Source organism: Flavivirga aquatica (genome assembly GCF_001747085.1).
Classification (GTDB): domain Bacteria; phylum Bacteroidota; class Bacteroidia; order Flavobacteriales; family Flavobacteriaceae; genus Algibacter_C; species Algibacter_C aquatica.
Genome location: NZ_MDJD01000047.1, coordinates 126,368 through 141,231 on the forward strand (window position 1 = coordinate 126,368; position 14,864 = coordinate 141,231).

The window sequence follows — 14,864 nt, forward strand, 5'->3', positions numbered from 1 at the left end:
GTAGAGTTTAAGTGTTATCCTTCGGGTAAAGCTTTCCATTTTTTTATCACTTTGGAGTAAAAGTAAATAAAAACCAATCCTATTATAAAAAGAATGTAGCTCCAAAGGGTGCCTATACTTCCTAATAAATTGAAACAGACTTCACTATTTGTATTAAAGCTATAATACCCACAAGCGTCAGATTGATGCATTGAAATTATAGAAATTATTAAAAAAATATAAAGCGGTAATCCGCCAATAGATATGTTTAAACAAATAGCTACAATAGATTTTTTTATACGCTTTGCGCAGCATATAGGAATAGATAAAATAATAGTCCCTAGTACAAAAATTAAATATAAAGCAAAATAACTAATACTATTACCATGAAAATTCGTAAGGTATTCGCATAATACGGTAAGTAAACCTACTAAAACACTAAGTAAACCAATAGTAATAATACTAAACAAAAGCGCTTTTAGTCCAGTAATTCTAAACATGAAAATAATAGCAGACAATAAGAAGGATGCCCACATAAAAAAATGAATACTTTCTATGAAGAGATTGCTTGACTTTATGTATTCAATATTTTCAAAAGATTGATGAAGCGCATTATCATCTAAATAAAAATCTGTGACATGATTTTTATAAAAAACCTCAGGTGCATTTTTAGCTTCATCAAATCCGTACTCATATTGTCTTTTAGGTTCACTTCTTATTAAGGATTTTAATTCAAAATCATTAGGATTGTAAATTAAATCAAACCACTCATTAGTAGTAAGGTTATGTGCTACTCGGTATTGATTAACTACAGCTAAAAAATTAGCTAATAATTGTTTAATTTCTTGAGTGTTATTTCGTGTTAATAACTCATGATTTTTTTTATTTCTAATTTCATTTCTAATAGAAAACTCTTTATTATAATAACTGTTATCATAATCATTATAGTAGTTGTCGTTACTATTATAAGTAATATCGAGTTCGTGCAGATTTTCATCTTCAGCTACATAAAATGTTTTTGAGTAATTATAATAACTAGGTGTAGCAGATTTTATAATATTTGAAACATCGTAGACAGCATCTTTATAAAAATAAGTGTGTACCGTATCTTTTATTTTATAGTAGATAAAGTTTTTGTAAGTAGAGTCATTATATATATTACGACCTAATCCTTTTTTAGTTTTAAGTGTATAAAAACGATAATTATAATCTAAAAAACTTAAATGAGGAGTCACAGAATCGGATGCTAATTTAGTACCTTGATAAGTTTCACAGTATAATGTATTAAGAGGCTCAGGATATCTACGTTGGTTTAATGTATAATCGTTGAGGTTTTGCGAAAAAAACAATGCAGCATCATTAGATATTTGTATCTCTTTTTTTATTCTGTCATTATTGTAAGTGCTATTTATATAACTTTTTAAACCTAAATTATGAGATAAAAAGAAGCTTATAGAACTAAAAACAATAACAAGATAACAAGCAAACTGTTTAAAAATTTTTAAATTAGAAGTCGGGTAAAAGCTTTTGAAGGCATTATTTTTAAATAAATATATAAGCCATAACACTAACAAGAGTATGGATAAAATAACATTAATAAAAACAGTGCTATTGTCAAAAAAAATAGATTTTGCACGGTAATTATGGAGTACTTCTGGGTTTGCTAAGGCAACAAAACCCAGCATAAAAAATATAACATGTAGTATATATGCTATAGATAACATCCAAACTAATTTTGTGTTCCAAATAATGGGATGTTTTTGTATTAAATATTTATTGGTTTTAGATATAAAATTTTTCATTGGTTAAGCTTTAAGATACAAAGAATCGACGCGTAGATTTGGTAATATTACGAGTATAGGTAACCTCTATTTTGTGTTTTCCTAAAGCTTCTAGAATTGAGGAGAAAGAAGTTTCAATAGAAAAATAAGCAACATAAATACCGCCGTTAAATATTAGTTTTTCTAAACCTAAATTAGTAAAAACTTGTTTTAAAGTGTCTCGTTCGCATTGGCAATCTATTTCAACAATTAAATGGTTTTTAGAGTCTTCTTCAATAACCTCTGTATTCTCTTTGTATTTTCCATCTTTTAGATAGATAACTTTATCAGATATTTTTTCGACCTCATAAAGTTGCTGAGAGCTTAATATTAAAGCTATGGGGTTGTTAATGGAATTGCAAATAGATTTTAAATCTTCTAGAATAACCTGCTGCGCCAGTACATCTAAATTAGCTAAAGGTTCATCTAAAAATAAAATTTCAGGTTGCCTTAAAAGGGTTCTGGCAAGCTCAAAGCGCATTTTATATCCAGAAGATAATTCATTCCATTTTAAATGTTTATAATTCCATAATCCAAAACGGGCAATCATCATTAAAACTCGAGTTTCGTTTTCTTTGGGAGGTACTCCATAACTGGATAAAACAAATTTAAGATTGTCTTTTAAGCTCCCATACCATTTTTGAGTTCTTTGCGGAATGTAAACCAAATTGGAGCGCAAATCATAATCATCATGATGTTTAGAATCTAAATTAAAAAGCAATGATCCATCATTAAACTTTAATTCTTTGGCTAAAACTCTTAAAAGTGTAGTTTTTCCATTTCCATTCTCACCAACTAATCCATAAACTTCACCTTTATGTATTTTAATAGAAATAGGTCCTAAAGTAAACCGATTATAGCCATAGCTTTTTGTAAGTTCTGTTCCTATTACTGCTGGGGTTTCAGTATTATATTCTGTAATAGAGATTTTAGAAATTTTATTTAAAACCTCTAAAGATTTTTTTATTAGAAGCTCTTCTTTTAAAGGATTTTTTTCTTTCCAATCTGTAAGCGCTATAACGTCTTCATAGATATCCAAATCTTGAGTGTCAATAGCGCAATCCATAAGTTTTCTATAGCCAAGGAAAATATCTTTGTTTTTTAAAAAAGTAATAACTTCATTAATACGTATTTGGGCTTTTGTCATTGAGTTATTATGAATTAATTGTTTTTATTATAAGTCTTCTTAACCAGATTGTAATACTTGTAACAATTATGTAACTTTGCAGGCTTTTAAATTAGAAAACAGGTAAATATAAATACATTTTAATCCTAACGGAAACGAAAGTCAACAAATGAGAAAAAAAGTCGCATTTTATACTTTGGGTTGTAAACTGAATTTTTCAGAAACCTCTACCATCGCCAGAAGTTTTACCGAAGAAGGCTTTGATAGAGTTGATTTTTCAGAGAAAGCAGATATTTATGTCATTAATACCTGTTCTGTAACAGAGAATGCAGATAAGCGTTTTAAAACTATTGTTAAGCAAGCTCAAAAATCTAATTCTGAAGCTTTTGTTGCTGCTGTAGGGTGTTATGCACAGTTAAAACCAGAACAATTAGCAGATGTTAATGGTGTTGATTTAGTACTTGGTGCTACCGAAAAATTTAAGATTACCGATTATTTAAATGATCTATCTAAAAATGATTATGGAGAAGTACACTCATGCGAAATAGAAGAAGCAGATTTTTATGTAGGTTCCTATTCTGTTGGAGATAGAACACGTGCGTTTTTAAAAGTTCAAGATGGTTGCGATTATAAATGTACCTATTGTACCATTCCATTAGCTCGTGGTATTTCTAGAAGCGATACGATGGATAATGTTTTAAAGAATGCTAGAGAAATTTCGGCACAAAACATAAAAGAAATTGTATTAACAGGCGTAAATATTGGAGATTACGGTAAAGGAGAGTTTGGTAATAAAAAACACGAACATACGTTTTTAGATTTAGTTACAGAGTTAGATAAAGTAGAAGGTATTGAGCGTTTACGTATATCTTCAATAGAACCTAATTTATTAAAAAATGAGACTATCGATTTAGTTTCAAAATCAAGAGCCTTTGTACCTCATTTTCATATTCCATTACAATCTGGAAGTAATACTATTCTTAAAAAGATGAAACGACGTTACATGCGCGAATTGTATGTAGATAGAGTTTCTAAAATAAGAGAAGTAATGCCTCATGCTTGTATAGGTGTAGATGTTATTGTTGGTTTTCCTGGAGAAACAGATGAACATTTTCTGGAAACTTATAATTTTTTAAGTGAGTTAGATATTTCTTATTTACATGTATTTACGTATTCCGAGCGAGATAATACAGAAGCAGCAGAAATGGAAGGTATTGTACTTGGTAATGTAAGAAGTAAACGTAGTAAGATGCTAAGAGGTTTATCTGTTAAAAAGCGTAGAGCATTTTATGAAAATCAATTAAATTCTTCTAAAACAGTTTTGTTCGAAAGCGAAAATAAAGAAGGTTATATTCATGGCTTTACAGAAAATTATGTAAAAGTTAAAGCGCCTTGGAACCCCGAGCTTGTAAATACATTACATCCAGTCGAGTTAACTAAAATTGACGATGATGGCATAGTTCGATTTGAGTTTCTTTAAAAAAATCTTTTAAAAGAAGCAATTAGATCAATTAATTTGAAAGGGAATTACCTCTAAGATTGTATTATAATATTTATTATAATGCAAATCATTTACTTTCAGTGTATTATTATGCGGTTTTATTTTGCATGATGAAGCTTATATCATACATTTGAAAATGTAATTTGTATTCCCTCAATATGAAAAGATTTTTTTTAACTATATGTGCATTATGCATATCATTAATATGGGTATCATGTTCTAGTGAAGATGATAATATTATAGGAGTTTGGAAGTTAACTACTTGGAGTGTTGATATTCCTGTCGATTTAAACAAAGATGGTGCAACTACAACCAATCTTTTAGATGAAGTTACTTGTGTTAATAATGAAACTTTAGTTTTTGATAAACGAGGTATTGTAGCTTCAAACGAAACATTTAATCCAGAAATAGATATTGTTTTATTAGATAAAACAGATAATGAATACTTTTTTAATGTAATATGTCCAGAAGGTGTTATAGGAACAGCATCTTCTTATACTAAAGAAGGAGATAGGGTTATGATTAATGATAGAATGGCAAGTTTAAATGGTAATAAACTAATAAGGGTTTTTAAGAATGCACATAAAATTTATAATGAAGACTTAACAGAAGTCATAGCAACTAAGGATTTAACGTTAATTTACACCAAGCTATAACTATAAAATATAGATATAAAAAAAGCGAAACTTTTAAAGTTTCGCTTTTTTTATATCGTATAAGATCTAATTAAATTCTTAAACCTACAGGTAACATACGTTTATATTTCCTGTTGCTTCTTACAAATTTAGCAATTTCTGGGCTTGTTGGAACAACACTTAAGTTACGCTCTCCAATTTGTTCAAAAACAAGCTCTAAAAATTCTTTACTAAAGTTCTTATCTTTAATTTCTTCAGGAACAATCAACTTTGTTAAAAAAATTTTACGCTCTTGAAGAGAATATTCTATCTTTGCGAGACTATCATCAACCTTTATCTCAAACTGACGTAAAAAATCGTTATCTACTAATTCTGCAGTATCAACCATGGTAGTTTTTATTTTATTTTTTTTAGGAAGCTTAAATAGCGAGGACTATTTTTTTAACTTTGTTTTTGCAAAAATACAAAAAAAAACCGTTAATATAATGTTAACGTAATGTTAATGGCTTATGGATCAAGAGATAATACCTGTTTACTTAATGCCTGGAATGGCAGCAAGCCCCAAGATTTTTGAAAATATTAAATTACCAGAGCATAAATTTGAGATTTATTACTTAGAATGGATAATACCTAATAAAGATGAATCTATTACAGAGTATGCTTTACGACTCTCTAAAAATATAAAACATAATAATATTGTGCTGTTAGGAGTCTCATTTGGAGGCGTTTTAGTTCAAGAAATAAGTAAGCATATAAAAGTTAGAAAACTTATTATAGTATCCAGTGTTAAATCTATGCATGAAATACCAAAGCATATGCTTTTAGCAAAAACAATAAAGGCCTATAAGTTAGTCCCAACACAATTGGTTAGTAAAATAGACCTTTTTGAAAAATATGCTTTTGGAGATACGGTAACAAAGCGTTTAGAATTGTATAAAAAATATTTATCTGTTAATGATAGTAAATATTTAAGTTGGGCTATAAAAGAAATGGTGTGTTGGAGCCAAGAAGTTTACCAACCTGAAATTATCCATATACATGGAGATAATGATTCTGTTTTTCCAATTAAAAAAATATCTAACTGTATAACGATTAAAAATGGAACACATATTATGATTATTAATAAATACAAGTGGTTTAATGAGAATTTACCACGTATTATTTTAGATAACTAAGCGAAATTTTTTATATTTAAAGAAAACTATTTGAAGATGAAAATTGTACAAAAGGCATTGATGTTTTTTGGGTTATTAAGTTTATGTGTATTATTTATTTACGCTTTACAAGATGCTCCAACTGATGAGAATTTTGAAACAAAATTGATAAATGATTATAATGTCTATGCGCTTCAAGTACCCGAAGACTTAGAGTTTTCTGGAGAAACCTTACCGCTTAAAAATCCAGATATTTTAGAACGTATGGATAGAGAGTTGCTGGTTAATACCTATTGGCAATCTAACGGGTTATTATTATTTAAACGCTCAGGGAAATATTTTCCAATAATAGAACCCATTTTGGCGCAGTACGGAGTACCAGACGATTTTAAATATTTAGCAGTTATAGAAAGTGGCCTAACCAATGCCGTTTCTCCAGCTGGAGCACGTGGTTTTTGGCAAATCATGAAAACTACAGGAAGGGAAAATGGTTTAGAAATTAATGATAATGTAGATGAACGTTATCATTTAGAAAAAGCAACTCATGTGGCTTGTAAATACTTGTTAAGAGCTAAAGCAAAATTAGGATCGTGGACATTGGCTGCTGCTGCATATAATGCTGGTAATGCTGGTATAGCTAGGCGATTAAAAGAACAAGGTGTTTCTAATTATTACGATTTGCTATTAAATGAGGAAACAGGGCGTTATATGTTTAGAATTGTAGCACTTAAAGAAATAATGAATAACCCTAAAAAATATGGGTTTAATTTTAGAGATAAAGATTTATATACTCATATACCAACTTATAAAGTTGAGGTAGATACAGCGGTAACTAATTTAACTAAATTTGCAGAGCAATTTGGTATTAATTATAAGATATTAAAACTTCATAATCCTTGGTTAAGAAAACCTAATCTTAATAATAAATCTAGAAAGAAATATTTAATAGACATTCCTGAGAAAGACTATTATAGTTTAATTGAATAGTAAGCCTTAAGGCTTGATTTTTTAAGTAATATAGTTGCTGGAAAATATATAATAAAACCACATTTTATTTTTAAAATGTGGTTTTGTTATTTTAGTTATAGAGGAACACTATAAAACAATGATAAAACATAGAATAGAAACTTTCATAATCAATTATGATATTTGTCTTACAAACGAAAATATTTAGAGAATCCATTCTAAATAAAAATGCAATAGAGGAACATCTATTTACTTGGTAAAAAAGCACATAATTGCTACTGCTAAAGGCCTTTTTGATTAGACTAATAGTCATCAAATGGACTTATCTCTATTTTTTTATAAAGCTCTCCTTTATTATAAAATTCTTTGATTACTTCTTTTGTGAACGTATTTTCAATAATCCAAACACCATCTTTCTTTTCTTTTTTATATTTTCCCGTTATAATAAAATCTTCTTTTTTAGACTTATAAGTACCATTTTTCACACCTTTTTTATATGTGATATATTCCTCATTATTATCTGCTTTAAAATACACCCAACTACCATTCTTTTTCCCATTTTTATAGAAACCTTTTTCAGAAGAAGTATGATTATCAGTATTAAAATAATACCCATTGAGCACATCACTTTGGTAATTCGCTACAAAATTAAGTTTTAACCCATTACCTAATAAGTTCCAAAAAGTTTTCCATTCACCTACTTTTTTCCCATCTTTAAAATGTTTTATTGATAGAAAAATGATTTTACCTTCTTTTTGAGAGGTGACAATAAAATTCCCATCCATTGTTTTTGGAATACCATTTTTAATAACCTCTTCGTATTCGTAGTCTGTAAGCGAAACATAACCGAATTTTTTATAATCATGAGCATAATACTCCACTTCTTCAACATCAGGGACTTCTATTAACTTAGTCTTACATGAACACACAAAAACTACAATAAAACATAGAACAGGAATTCTCATAATTTAAAACCCAATCTATTCATTAACAATAAAACCATTATTATAATACTCTCTTTTTATTTCGTTACCCTGTCTATCGTAAACAATCCAAGTATAATATTTTTTACCATTACGATAATAGCCTTTTTCTTTTAAAATGCCTGTATCATAATAGTAATCGTAATATTCGCCTGTTCCATTTTTAAAGTCTGTATAATCTTTATATTCCTCTGGAAATAAAGGATGCACCTCATTTGGTGTTAAAACGTTTCCTTTTAGATCAAAAACTTGATATTTGCCATGTAAAACCCCATTAGAATAGTTTATTAGTTTAACTATTACCGCTCCTTTATTGGTTAATATTCCTTTTTCCCAATTACCTTCTTTTTTTCCATCTTCTATTTTACCTGAAAGAAATCCATATGGAATTTCCCCCGTATCACTATCAAAATTATCATGTAGCGTCATATAAAAACTACCATTATATAATGTAGAATCTTTAACATACTTATATAATCCTTCTTCACTGACAGATAAAACTAGATTATATTCAAATATATCACGTAAAGATTCGTTTAGAGTTACAACATCTAAAAACTTTACTTCCTCAATCAATTCAACTTCCTCTATAATCATCTTACCTCCAAAACAACTAGAAAAACTTAAAAACGAAAAGAAAAAATATATAATATAATTATATTTCATAGTTATTCTGTGTAATAGGTTTTTATATCATATTGCATAGCTCTCCATTGCCATTGCCAAAAGCTTTTTGATTAGCCTAAATTTTTTATTTAATCAAAATCGTTTCAGTTATTATTTCTTTCTTATCTAATTTACCATTCTTATAAAACTCTTTAGTTATTATTTCTAAAAAAGAACTTTTACTAATCCAAACACCTGCTTTCCCCCCCCCTTTTTTATATTGGCCAGTAATGTTATTAAATTTATTTTTAAAGCTATAAGAACCCCATTTTACTCCATTTCTGTATGTGATTTTTTCATTACAATCATTCGCTTTAAAATACATCCAACTACCATTCTTTTTCCCATTTTTATAGAAACCTTTTTCAGAAGAAGTATGATTATCAGTATTAAAATAATACCCATTGAGCACATCACTTTGGTAATTCGCTACAAAATTAAGTTTTAACCCATTACCTAATAAGTTCCAAAAAGTTTTCCATTCACCTACTTTTTTCCCATCTTTAAAATGTTTTATTGATAGAAAAATGATTTTACCTTCTTTTTGAGAGGTGACAATAAAATTCCCATCCATAGTTTTTGGAATACCATTTTTAATAATCTCTTCGTATTCGTAGTCTGTAAGCGAAACATAACCGAATTTTTTTAAGTCTTGAGCATATGCTACAGTGTATAAAAAAACAATTATTAAAAAAACTATTTGTTTTAATATACTATTCTCCATAATATGCTGTTATTTCATTTCTCATTATTATCCATTGCCATTTCCAAAAGCTTACACCTGAGAAATAATTTCTTATTTTGGTACCATCAGGTAAATCATAACCTGGGTAATCCATTATATTATCTGTAGTTGCTTTATTAAAAGTTTTTTTTGAAACAAACTTCAATCTAGATGCTTTTTCATTTTCTATATCTTTCAATACTACTTTTAATTTTTCTTTCGTCTCTTGGCGAATATCACCTAGCGTTTTTTGACTATTTTTCACAGGAGTTGAGTCTGGTAAATCCTTATATTGATCAAGATAAATTTTTACGTTGGCTTTATTTTTTTCTATATATTTTTCAATTTCTTGCAACCTCTTACGATTATCCTCTTCTGTCACCCAAGTGTGATCTAAACCTAAAGTATGTCCCAATTCGTGTGCATAAGAGTGTAAATTGGATGTCCCAACTGAGCTAGGTGTCATTAAAATATAATTTAGTTCCGTTGGATATAATTTCGCATGTCCTTGTCGATCATCAGGCTGCTGAAATGCACTTAAAAAGAATATCACGCCTCTGTACTCTCCATTGTTTTTCACATATTGCTTATAAAGCTCTTCATCAAAACCATTTTTATATCTCGGAATACCTTTTTTACCATCACTTATAAAAGCTTCTAAAACTCCTCTATTTTCATAATCATCTACATCTATTATCATTTCTTCTATCCCATCATTTTTTACTTGAATTAATGCTTGATTAAAATATGTTTCATTAAAAGCTGTTATAGTTTTATTTACCCAAGAAGGTTGTAATCTATTAAAAGTAAGATTATTATATTTATTATCTTCTTCGTTTCCTAGTACTTTAACAAACTTAACTCCAAATCTTCTTGTTTCATCATTTTTAAAAAACATAATCTTCCCCACAGTAGCATCATTCTTATTTAACAAGCTTATTTCGGTATCGCTACTTAACGGGCTATCACAAAACACATTAATTAACACCCCGTTTTCTTTAATATCTTTTACTCTTACCTCATTAGGCTCAAAACGTATGCCATGTTTTGTAGGAAGTTTTACTATATCATCTTTTTTTACCTTTCCATTATTCCCTTTTACTTGTTTTACTTTTAAAAGTAATGAGACATTGTTTTGCTTAGGAAACATACTAAGCCAAGGCACAAAATATTCTTTACCATTAATAGTAGTTGGGTTATACTCTTTTTTTAGAGCTTCATAGTTATCACAAATATCTTTATACTCATCACGCATCCAATCAAACCCAAACTCTCCTTTGTAAGAGCTTAATCTTTCAAAATTAGCTATAAATTTTAAATCTGTTTCTTTTTCCTCTACAGTATTTACTGGCGTTTTATATGGTGCATTTGTAATTGGGTGAGTTAGCCACCAGCCAAATACATTTACAGCCTCTCCTTTATTAATAATTTGTGAAGCAGATTTAAATTCTAACTTTACAAAGTTATTAGTTTCTTCATTTTTAATATGCTCCTTTACTGTGTAAAAAACCTCTTTAAAGTTAGAAATGTAGCTATCTAGTAGTTCTAGACTACGTATGTTATAATCTTCATCATCATAAATATTAATGGAAACTTTTTTATAACTTTCGCTATCTGTTGGGTTTGTTAAATCTCTATTTTTATAGCGCTCGTCTATAGATAAAATTTCTTCTAAAAAACGCATGGTTTCATAATTGGCCTCTAACTTTACTTTTACGCCACCACCTAAAACCATTGTTTTGGGTTTTCCTTTTTTATCGCATTTTCGGTAAAACTCGTACGATAGTTTAATTGGTGCTACTTTTAGTCCTAAATAAATTATTTCTACTCGCATTTAATATGGTTTTGTTCTCATTATTTAGCCTGCTTTAACACTAATAATAAATATGTTTGCTATACTAATTTGCATTTCAAAAATAAGGAATTTGCTTTCTTTATTTAGATGTAAAAGATACTGTATTTGTAAGAATTAAAAGTAATATATAAACTTTAGCAGCATACACAATTTTAACAAACGTGTTTTTTAATTAAAACCACAGGGCCAAATTATTTATTTAAGAGAGACTTAAAATACCCTGTGGTTTCTCAACTACTAATCATACTAACCCCAAATAATCTTTTTTATGTTTTTTAACGGCTTGTTAAACTTGTCTTTTTGTTTATCTTTACTCGTTGACGATACAAGTTTAGTGAAATTATTTCACTAAACAATAAAAAAGCGAAATTATTTCACTTTTTTATTTAAAATATATCACTACAAAACATAATTAATTAATATGAATGGTTTAGAATGCAAGAAACATCGAGAATCTAGAGGATGGTCACAAGAAAAACTTGCAAATAAAGCAGGTGTATCAAAAAGAACAGTGATTAATTGGGAACAAAGTGAAAACCTATCTATATCAAAAGTGAAATTACTTCACTCAATATTTAATAACACAGAAAACCTTGAAATAGAGAGTCAGCTTGTTAATACAGCAGAAAGAATTGAAAACTTAAAAAGCATTGAAGATGTTGTTGATTTCATAATAGACAATGAGAAAAAGTTGGAGCAAATCCAAAAATACCAGTTATGGCTAACTACAAAGGTTCAAGAAGGAGTTATAAAGATTTTAAGCTCTGATTTAAAGTAATAAAAGGCTTAATTAAAAATAAGGCTTTTTCAGTGAATAAAATATAATAATTAGTTTTCTAGTATTCTTTTCAGCATCAAATTCTTGTTTCGTTAGAGTTTCATCATCACACAACTCTTTTAGTTATTTTAATTTTTCATATTATAAAATTACTAACTTTACTATTATTTGCCAGTTTTCTAGAAAATAGAGATATAACCTCCTTATTTCTAATAGCCTCATCAATTTCAGTATAATTTTTTTTTTCTTATAATAAAAAAGAAACTGAACAGACACCTTAGTTGTATCTATTTTAGATAAAACAACATTTTTATTAATTAAATTTTTATTTTTAATATAGTCTTCAACTTTAGTATCTTGAGTAAAGAAGGATATTCATCCTAAATGGTTAATGGTCTTCCTGTATTAATGATGTCATTAGTTTTATATATATAATACCAGATTTTGTCTTATATTGGTTTTGCGAAAAACATTTTAAAGAGAACAGAACTAAAAAAGTAGTAATATTTTTTCGTTAAATTATTTTAAGAATATATTCTTTTGAAAAAGTGTTAGGTTTGTTATTCAAATTCCTCTTATTTTTCAAGGATTCAATCTGAAAATTATTAGCTTCTATTTCTTTTTCTAACACCTTGATTTTATCAAGAAAATCAGTTTCTTTAATTTTTCCAGATTCATGAAGTTTTTTTAGTATTTCTATCTTTCTACTCATCTGAAACCTTTTCTAAAACATTCCACATTTCGTTTTCATTTACGGTTTTGTCTTTCTCTACTTTAAATATATAAGATATTAAATCTTTAATATTTAATTTTAGCAGTGAAACCTTAAGAGCATGTTTTTTAATAAAAATACTGAGAAAGTAATAACAGAATATCAATGTAACAACAAAAAATATAGTATAGAACCAAAAATAGTCTTTAGCGATATAATGTTCATCTCGCAAGATATACATAACTTGTATTGAATATATTGATAAAGGAGCTAATAGAGAATATTTTACTATTCTATTTTTTAACCATAAAGCAAAAGCTAACAGAATTATAATAGGACTAATCGTTTGAGATACATGCCATATGAAAGATTCTAAATCAAGATAATATCGAAACTCTATATTAGCATTAACATTGTAATAATTTAAAATCTTGTCTGAAAAAAGAATTACTCCAGACAAGATTAATAAAATTATAGTGACCACATTTTTAATTTGCGTTTCCTGGTCTTCTGATTTTTGGTTTGTCTGTTTTAAAAGTAATTTGATTTTTTTCATTTAATTTTTCTTCATTTAATTCTTGTTTTGTACAAGATGTTAGTAATCCAGTACATAATACTGTTAAAGCTAGTAATACTTTTAAGTCTCTCATTTTTTAATACTTTAAGTTTGGTTAATAATTTTAAAGTACTAAATAATAACTTGTTGTTTCTTTGGATTAATATTATTTTACTTACGGCTAAACATAAAGCCGCTTTAATTAATAAAAAAACAACTTCCTTACAAGAAACTATTTTTAATTGAGTTGACTAAAGTAGCTAAATAAATACAGATAATAATTTATATATGTTTAAGCTTACAATTTATATAAAACAGAACATGTGTTTTTTACACAAAAACCGTAGCTCTACTACGGGAAACCCATAAAATATATGTTAAAAAGCGCAAGACACTTATGGATAGTATACAGAGAAGATCATTAAAAACCTTGATTTGTAGATGTTTAAAAACGGAGAGCGGAGTTTGTAAATTTGCAAACAAATTTTATAACACTTTATCGAAAAGATTAAAATAATTTTAAGGAAGCATTAAGAATTATAATAGTTAGTGCTTGTAATTATAAGAAATGAGTAATTAAAATATATTTTAATATATGCTTATTTAGGAAAGGCTAGACACTGACAGATAAAACTAGATTATACTCAAATATATTACGTAAAGATTCGTTTAGAGTTACAGCATCTAAAAACTTTACTTCCTCAATCAATTCAATTTATTATTTCTTTCTTATCTAATTTACCATTCTTATAAAACTCTTTAGTTATTATTTCTAAAAAAGAACTTTTACTAATCCAAATACCTGCTTTTCCCCCTTTTTTATATTGGCCCGTAATGTTATTAAATTTATTTTTAAAGCTATAAGAACCCCATTTTACTCCATTTCTGTATGTGATTTTTTCATCACAATCATTCGCTTTAAAATACATCCAACTACCATTCTTTTTCATATAAAAAAGCGAATTGACCATCAAAGTCTGAATAAGCATTTACGCATGTAGAATCGTTAACAATTAATTTAACTGGAGCCGAAATTAACATCTTTCCATCTGGTAATTTAACAAAACCAACAATTACATCATCCTCCAACGGTTGATTATGGTCATGAGGATAATATTCTACTTTCTCATAAACAACATTAGGAACTTCTATTAATTTAGTCTTACATGAACACACAAAAACTACAATAAAACATAGAATAGGAATTCTCATAATTTAAAACCCAATCTATTCATTAACAATAACACCATTATTATAATACTCTCTTTTTGTTTCGTTACCCTGTCTATCGTAAACAATCCAAGCATAATATTTTTTACCATTACGATAATAGCCTTTTTCTTTTAAAATGCCTGTATCATAATAGTAATCGTAATATTGGCCTGTTCCATTTTTAAAGTCTGTATAAT

General features: G+C 27.9%; 17 protein-coding genes and 1 pseudogene. 5 read left to right on the plus strand and 13 right to left on the minus strand.

What is annotated here, in order from left to right; genetic code table 11:
* Nucleotides 1-14 precede the first annotated feature (14 nt).
* Both A8C32_RS12405 and A8C32_RS12410 read right to left on the minus strand, forming a co-directional pair.
* Nucleotides 15-1,781, minus strand: a complete 1,767-nt coding sequence (locus tag A8C32_RS12405) for a hypothetical protein (RefSeq protein ID WP_069830747.1) — start codon at nt 1,779-1,781, stop codon at nt 15-17.
* Nucleotides 1,782-1,791: 10 nt separating this feature from the next.
* Entirely contained in the window at nt 1,792-2,946 is a 1,155-nt protein-coding gene (locus tag A8C32_RS12410) for an ABC transporter ATP-binding protein (protein ID WP_069830748.1), read from the minus strand.
* Nucleotides 2,947-3,094: 148 nt separating this feature from the next.
* Between A8C32_RS12410 and mtaB the strand changes: the two genes are divergently transcribed.
* Complete coding sequence (gene mtaB, locus A8C32_RS12415; RefSeq protein ID WP_069830749.1) at nt 3,095-4,405, plus strand: tRNA (N(6)-L-threonylcarbamoyladenosine(37)-C(2))-methylthiotransferase MtaB; 1,311 nt, start codon at nt 3,095-3,097, stop codon at nt 4,403-4,405.
* 179 nt (nt 4,406-4,584) lie between these two features.
* A complete protein-coding gene (locus A8C32_RS12420) occupies nt 4,585-5,082 on the plus strand; it encodes a hypothetical protein (RefSeq protein ID WP_069830750.1) in 498 nt (165 codons plus the stop codon).
* Between the two features lie 70 nt (nt 5,083-5,152).
* Here A8C32_RS12420 and A8C32_RS12425 read toward each other — a convergent pair whose 3' ends face one another.
* Nucleotides 5,153-5,449 carry a GNAT family N-acetyltransferase gene (locus A8C32_RS12425; RefSeq protein WP_069830751.1) on the minus strand — a complete coding sequence of 99 codons (297 nt, stop codon included), beginning with the start codon at nt 5,447-5,449 and terminating at the stop codon, nt 5,153-5,155.
* A gap of 121 nt (nt 5,450-5,570) precedes the next feature.
* On the opposite strand from A8C32_RS12425, the gene A8C32_RS12430 reads away from it, so the two are divergent.
* Both A8C32_RS12430 and A8C32_RS12435 read left to right on the plus strand, forming a co-directional pair.
* The gene (locus tag A8C32_RS12430) at nt 5,571-6,236 is read left to right on the plus strand and encodes an alpha/beta hydrolase (protein ID WP_069830752.1); all 666 of its coding nucleotides are present in this window, start codon (nt 5,571-5,573) and stop codon (nt 6,234-6,236) included.
* Nucleotides 6,237-6,272: 36 nt separating this feature from the next.
* Nucleotides 6,273-7,202, plus strand: a complete 930-nt coding sequence (locus A8C32_RS12435; RefSeq protein WP_069830753.1) for a lytic transglycosylase domain-containing protein — start codon at nt 6,273-6,275, stop codon at nt 7,200-7,202.
* Between the two features lie 281 nt (nt 7,203-7,483).
* Here the strand turns inward: A8C32_RS12435 and A8C32_RS12440 are convergent, their stop codons facing one another.
* The 4 genes from A8C32_RS12440 to A8C32_RS12455 all read right to left on the minus strand — a co-directional run bounded on the left by A8C32_RS12440 (nt 7,484) and on the right by A8C32_RS12455 (nt 11,388).
* Nucleotides 7,484-8,146, minus strand: a complete 663-nt coding sequence (locus tag A8C32_RS12440) for a toxin-antitoxin system YwqK family antitoxin (RefSeq protein ID WP_069830754.1) — start codon at nt 8,144-8,146, stop codon at nt 7,484-7,486.
* Nucleotides 8,147-8,161: 15 nt separating this feature from the next.
* Nucleotides 8,162-8,830: a toxin-antitoxin system YwqK family antitoxin gene (locus A8C32_RS12445; RefSeq protein WP_123803421.1), complete on the minus strand. Its 669-nt coding sequence runs from the start codon at nt 8,828-8,830 to the stop codon at nt 8,162-8,164.
* A gap of 85 nt (nt 8,831-8,915) precedes the next feature.
* Complete coding sequence (locus A8C32_RS12450) at nt 8,916-9,554, minus strand: toxin-antitoxin system YwqK family antitoxin (protein WP_069830756.1); 639 nt, start codon at nt 9,552-9,554, stop codon at nt 8,916-8,918.
* The gene (locus A8C32_RS12455; protein WP_069830757.1) at nt 9,544-11,388 is read right to left on the minus strand and encodes a hypothetical protein; all 1,845 of its coding nucleotides are present in this window, start codon (nt 11,386-11,388) and stop codon (nt 9,544-9,546) included. Before A8C32_RS12455 ends, A8C32_RS12450 begins: the two co-directional genes overlap by 11 nt.
* Nucleotides 11,389-11,830: 442 nt before the next feature.
* Here A8C32_RS12455 and A8C32_RS12460 point away from each other — a divergent pair, with 442 nt between their 5' ends.
* A complete protein-coding gene (locus tag A8C32_RS12460; RefSeq protein WP_069830758.1) occupies nt 11,831-12,187 on the plus strand; it encodes a helix-turn-helix domain-containing protein in 357 nt (118 codons plus the stop codon).
* Nucleotides 12,188-12,701: 514 nt separating this feature from the next.
* On the opposite strand, the gene A8C32_RS12465 is transcribed toward A8C32_RS12460, so the two are convergent.
* The 6 genes and pseudogenes from A8C32_RS12465 to A8C32_RS20700 all read right to left on the minus strand — a co-directional run.
* Nucleotides 12,702-12,899: a hypothetical protein gene (locus A8C32_RS12465; protein WP_069830759.1), complete on the minus strand. Its 198-nt coding sequence runs from the start codon at nt 12,897-12,899 to the stop codon at nt 12,702-12,704.
* Nucleotides 12,892-13,455 (minus strand): hypothetical protein, encoded by a 564-nt coding sequence (locus tag A8C32_RS12470; protein ID WP_205635391.1) that lies wholly within the window; start codon nt 13,453-13,455, stop codon nt 12,892-12,894. The genes A8C32_RS12465 and A8C32_RS12470 overlap by 8 nt, the downstream gene beginning before the upstream one ends.
* Nucleotides 13,388-13,549, minus strand: a complete 162-nt coding sequence (locus A8C32_RS20695; RefSeq protein WP_165605840.1) for a hypothetical protein — start codon at nt 13,547-13,549, stop codon at nt 13,388-13,390. The genes A8C32_RS12470 and A8C32_RS20695 overlap by 68 nt, the downstream gene beginning before the upstream one ends.
* Before the next feature lie 616 nt (nt 13,550-14,165).
* Complete coding sequence (locus A8C32_RS12475; protein ID WP_069830761.1) at nt 14,166-14,405, minus strand: hypothetical protein; 240 nt, start codon at nt 14,403-14,405, stop codon at nt 14,166-14,168.
* Nucleotides 14,389-14,667 carry a hypothetical protein gene (locus A8C32_RS12480; RefSeq protein ID WP_069830762.1) on the minus strand — a complete coding sequence of 93 codons (279 nt, stop codon included), beginning with the start codon at nt 14,665-14,667 and terminating at the stop codon, nt 14,389-14,391. The genes A8C32_RS12475 and A8C32_RS12480 overlap by 17 nt, the downstream gene beginning before the upstream one ends.
* A gap of 15 nt (nt 14,668-14,682) precedes the next feature.
* Nucleotides 14,683-14,864, minus strand: a pseudogene (locus A8C32_RS20700) (hypothetical protein); the annotation flags it as partial.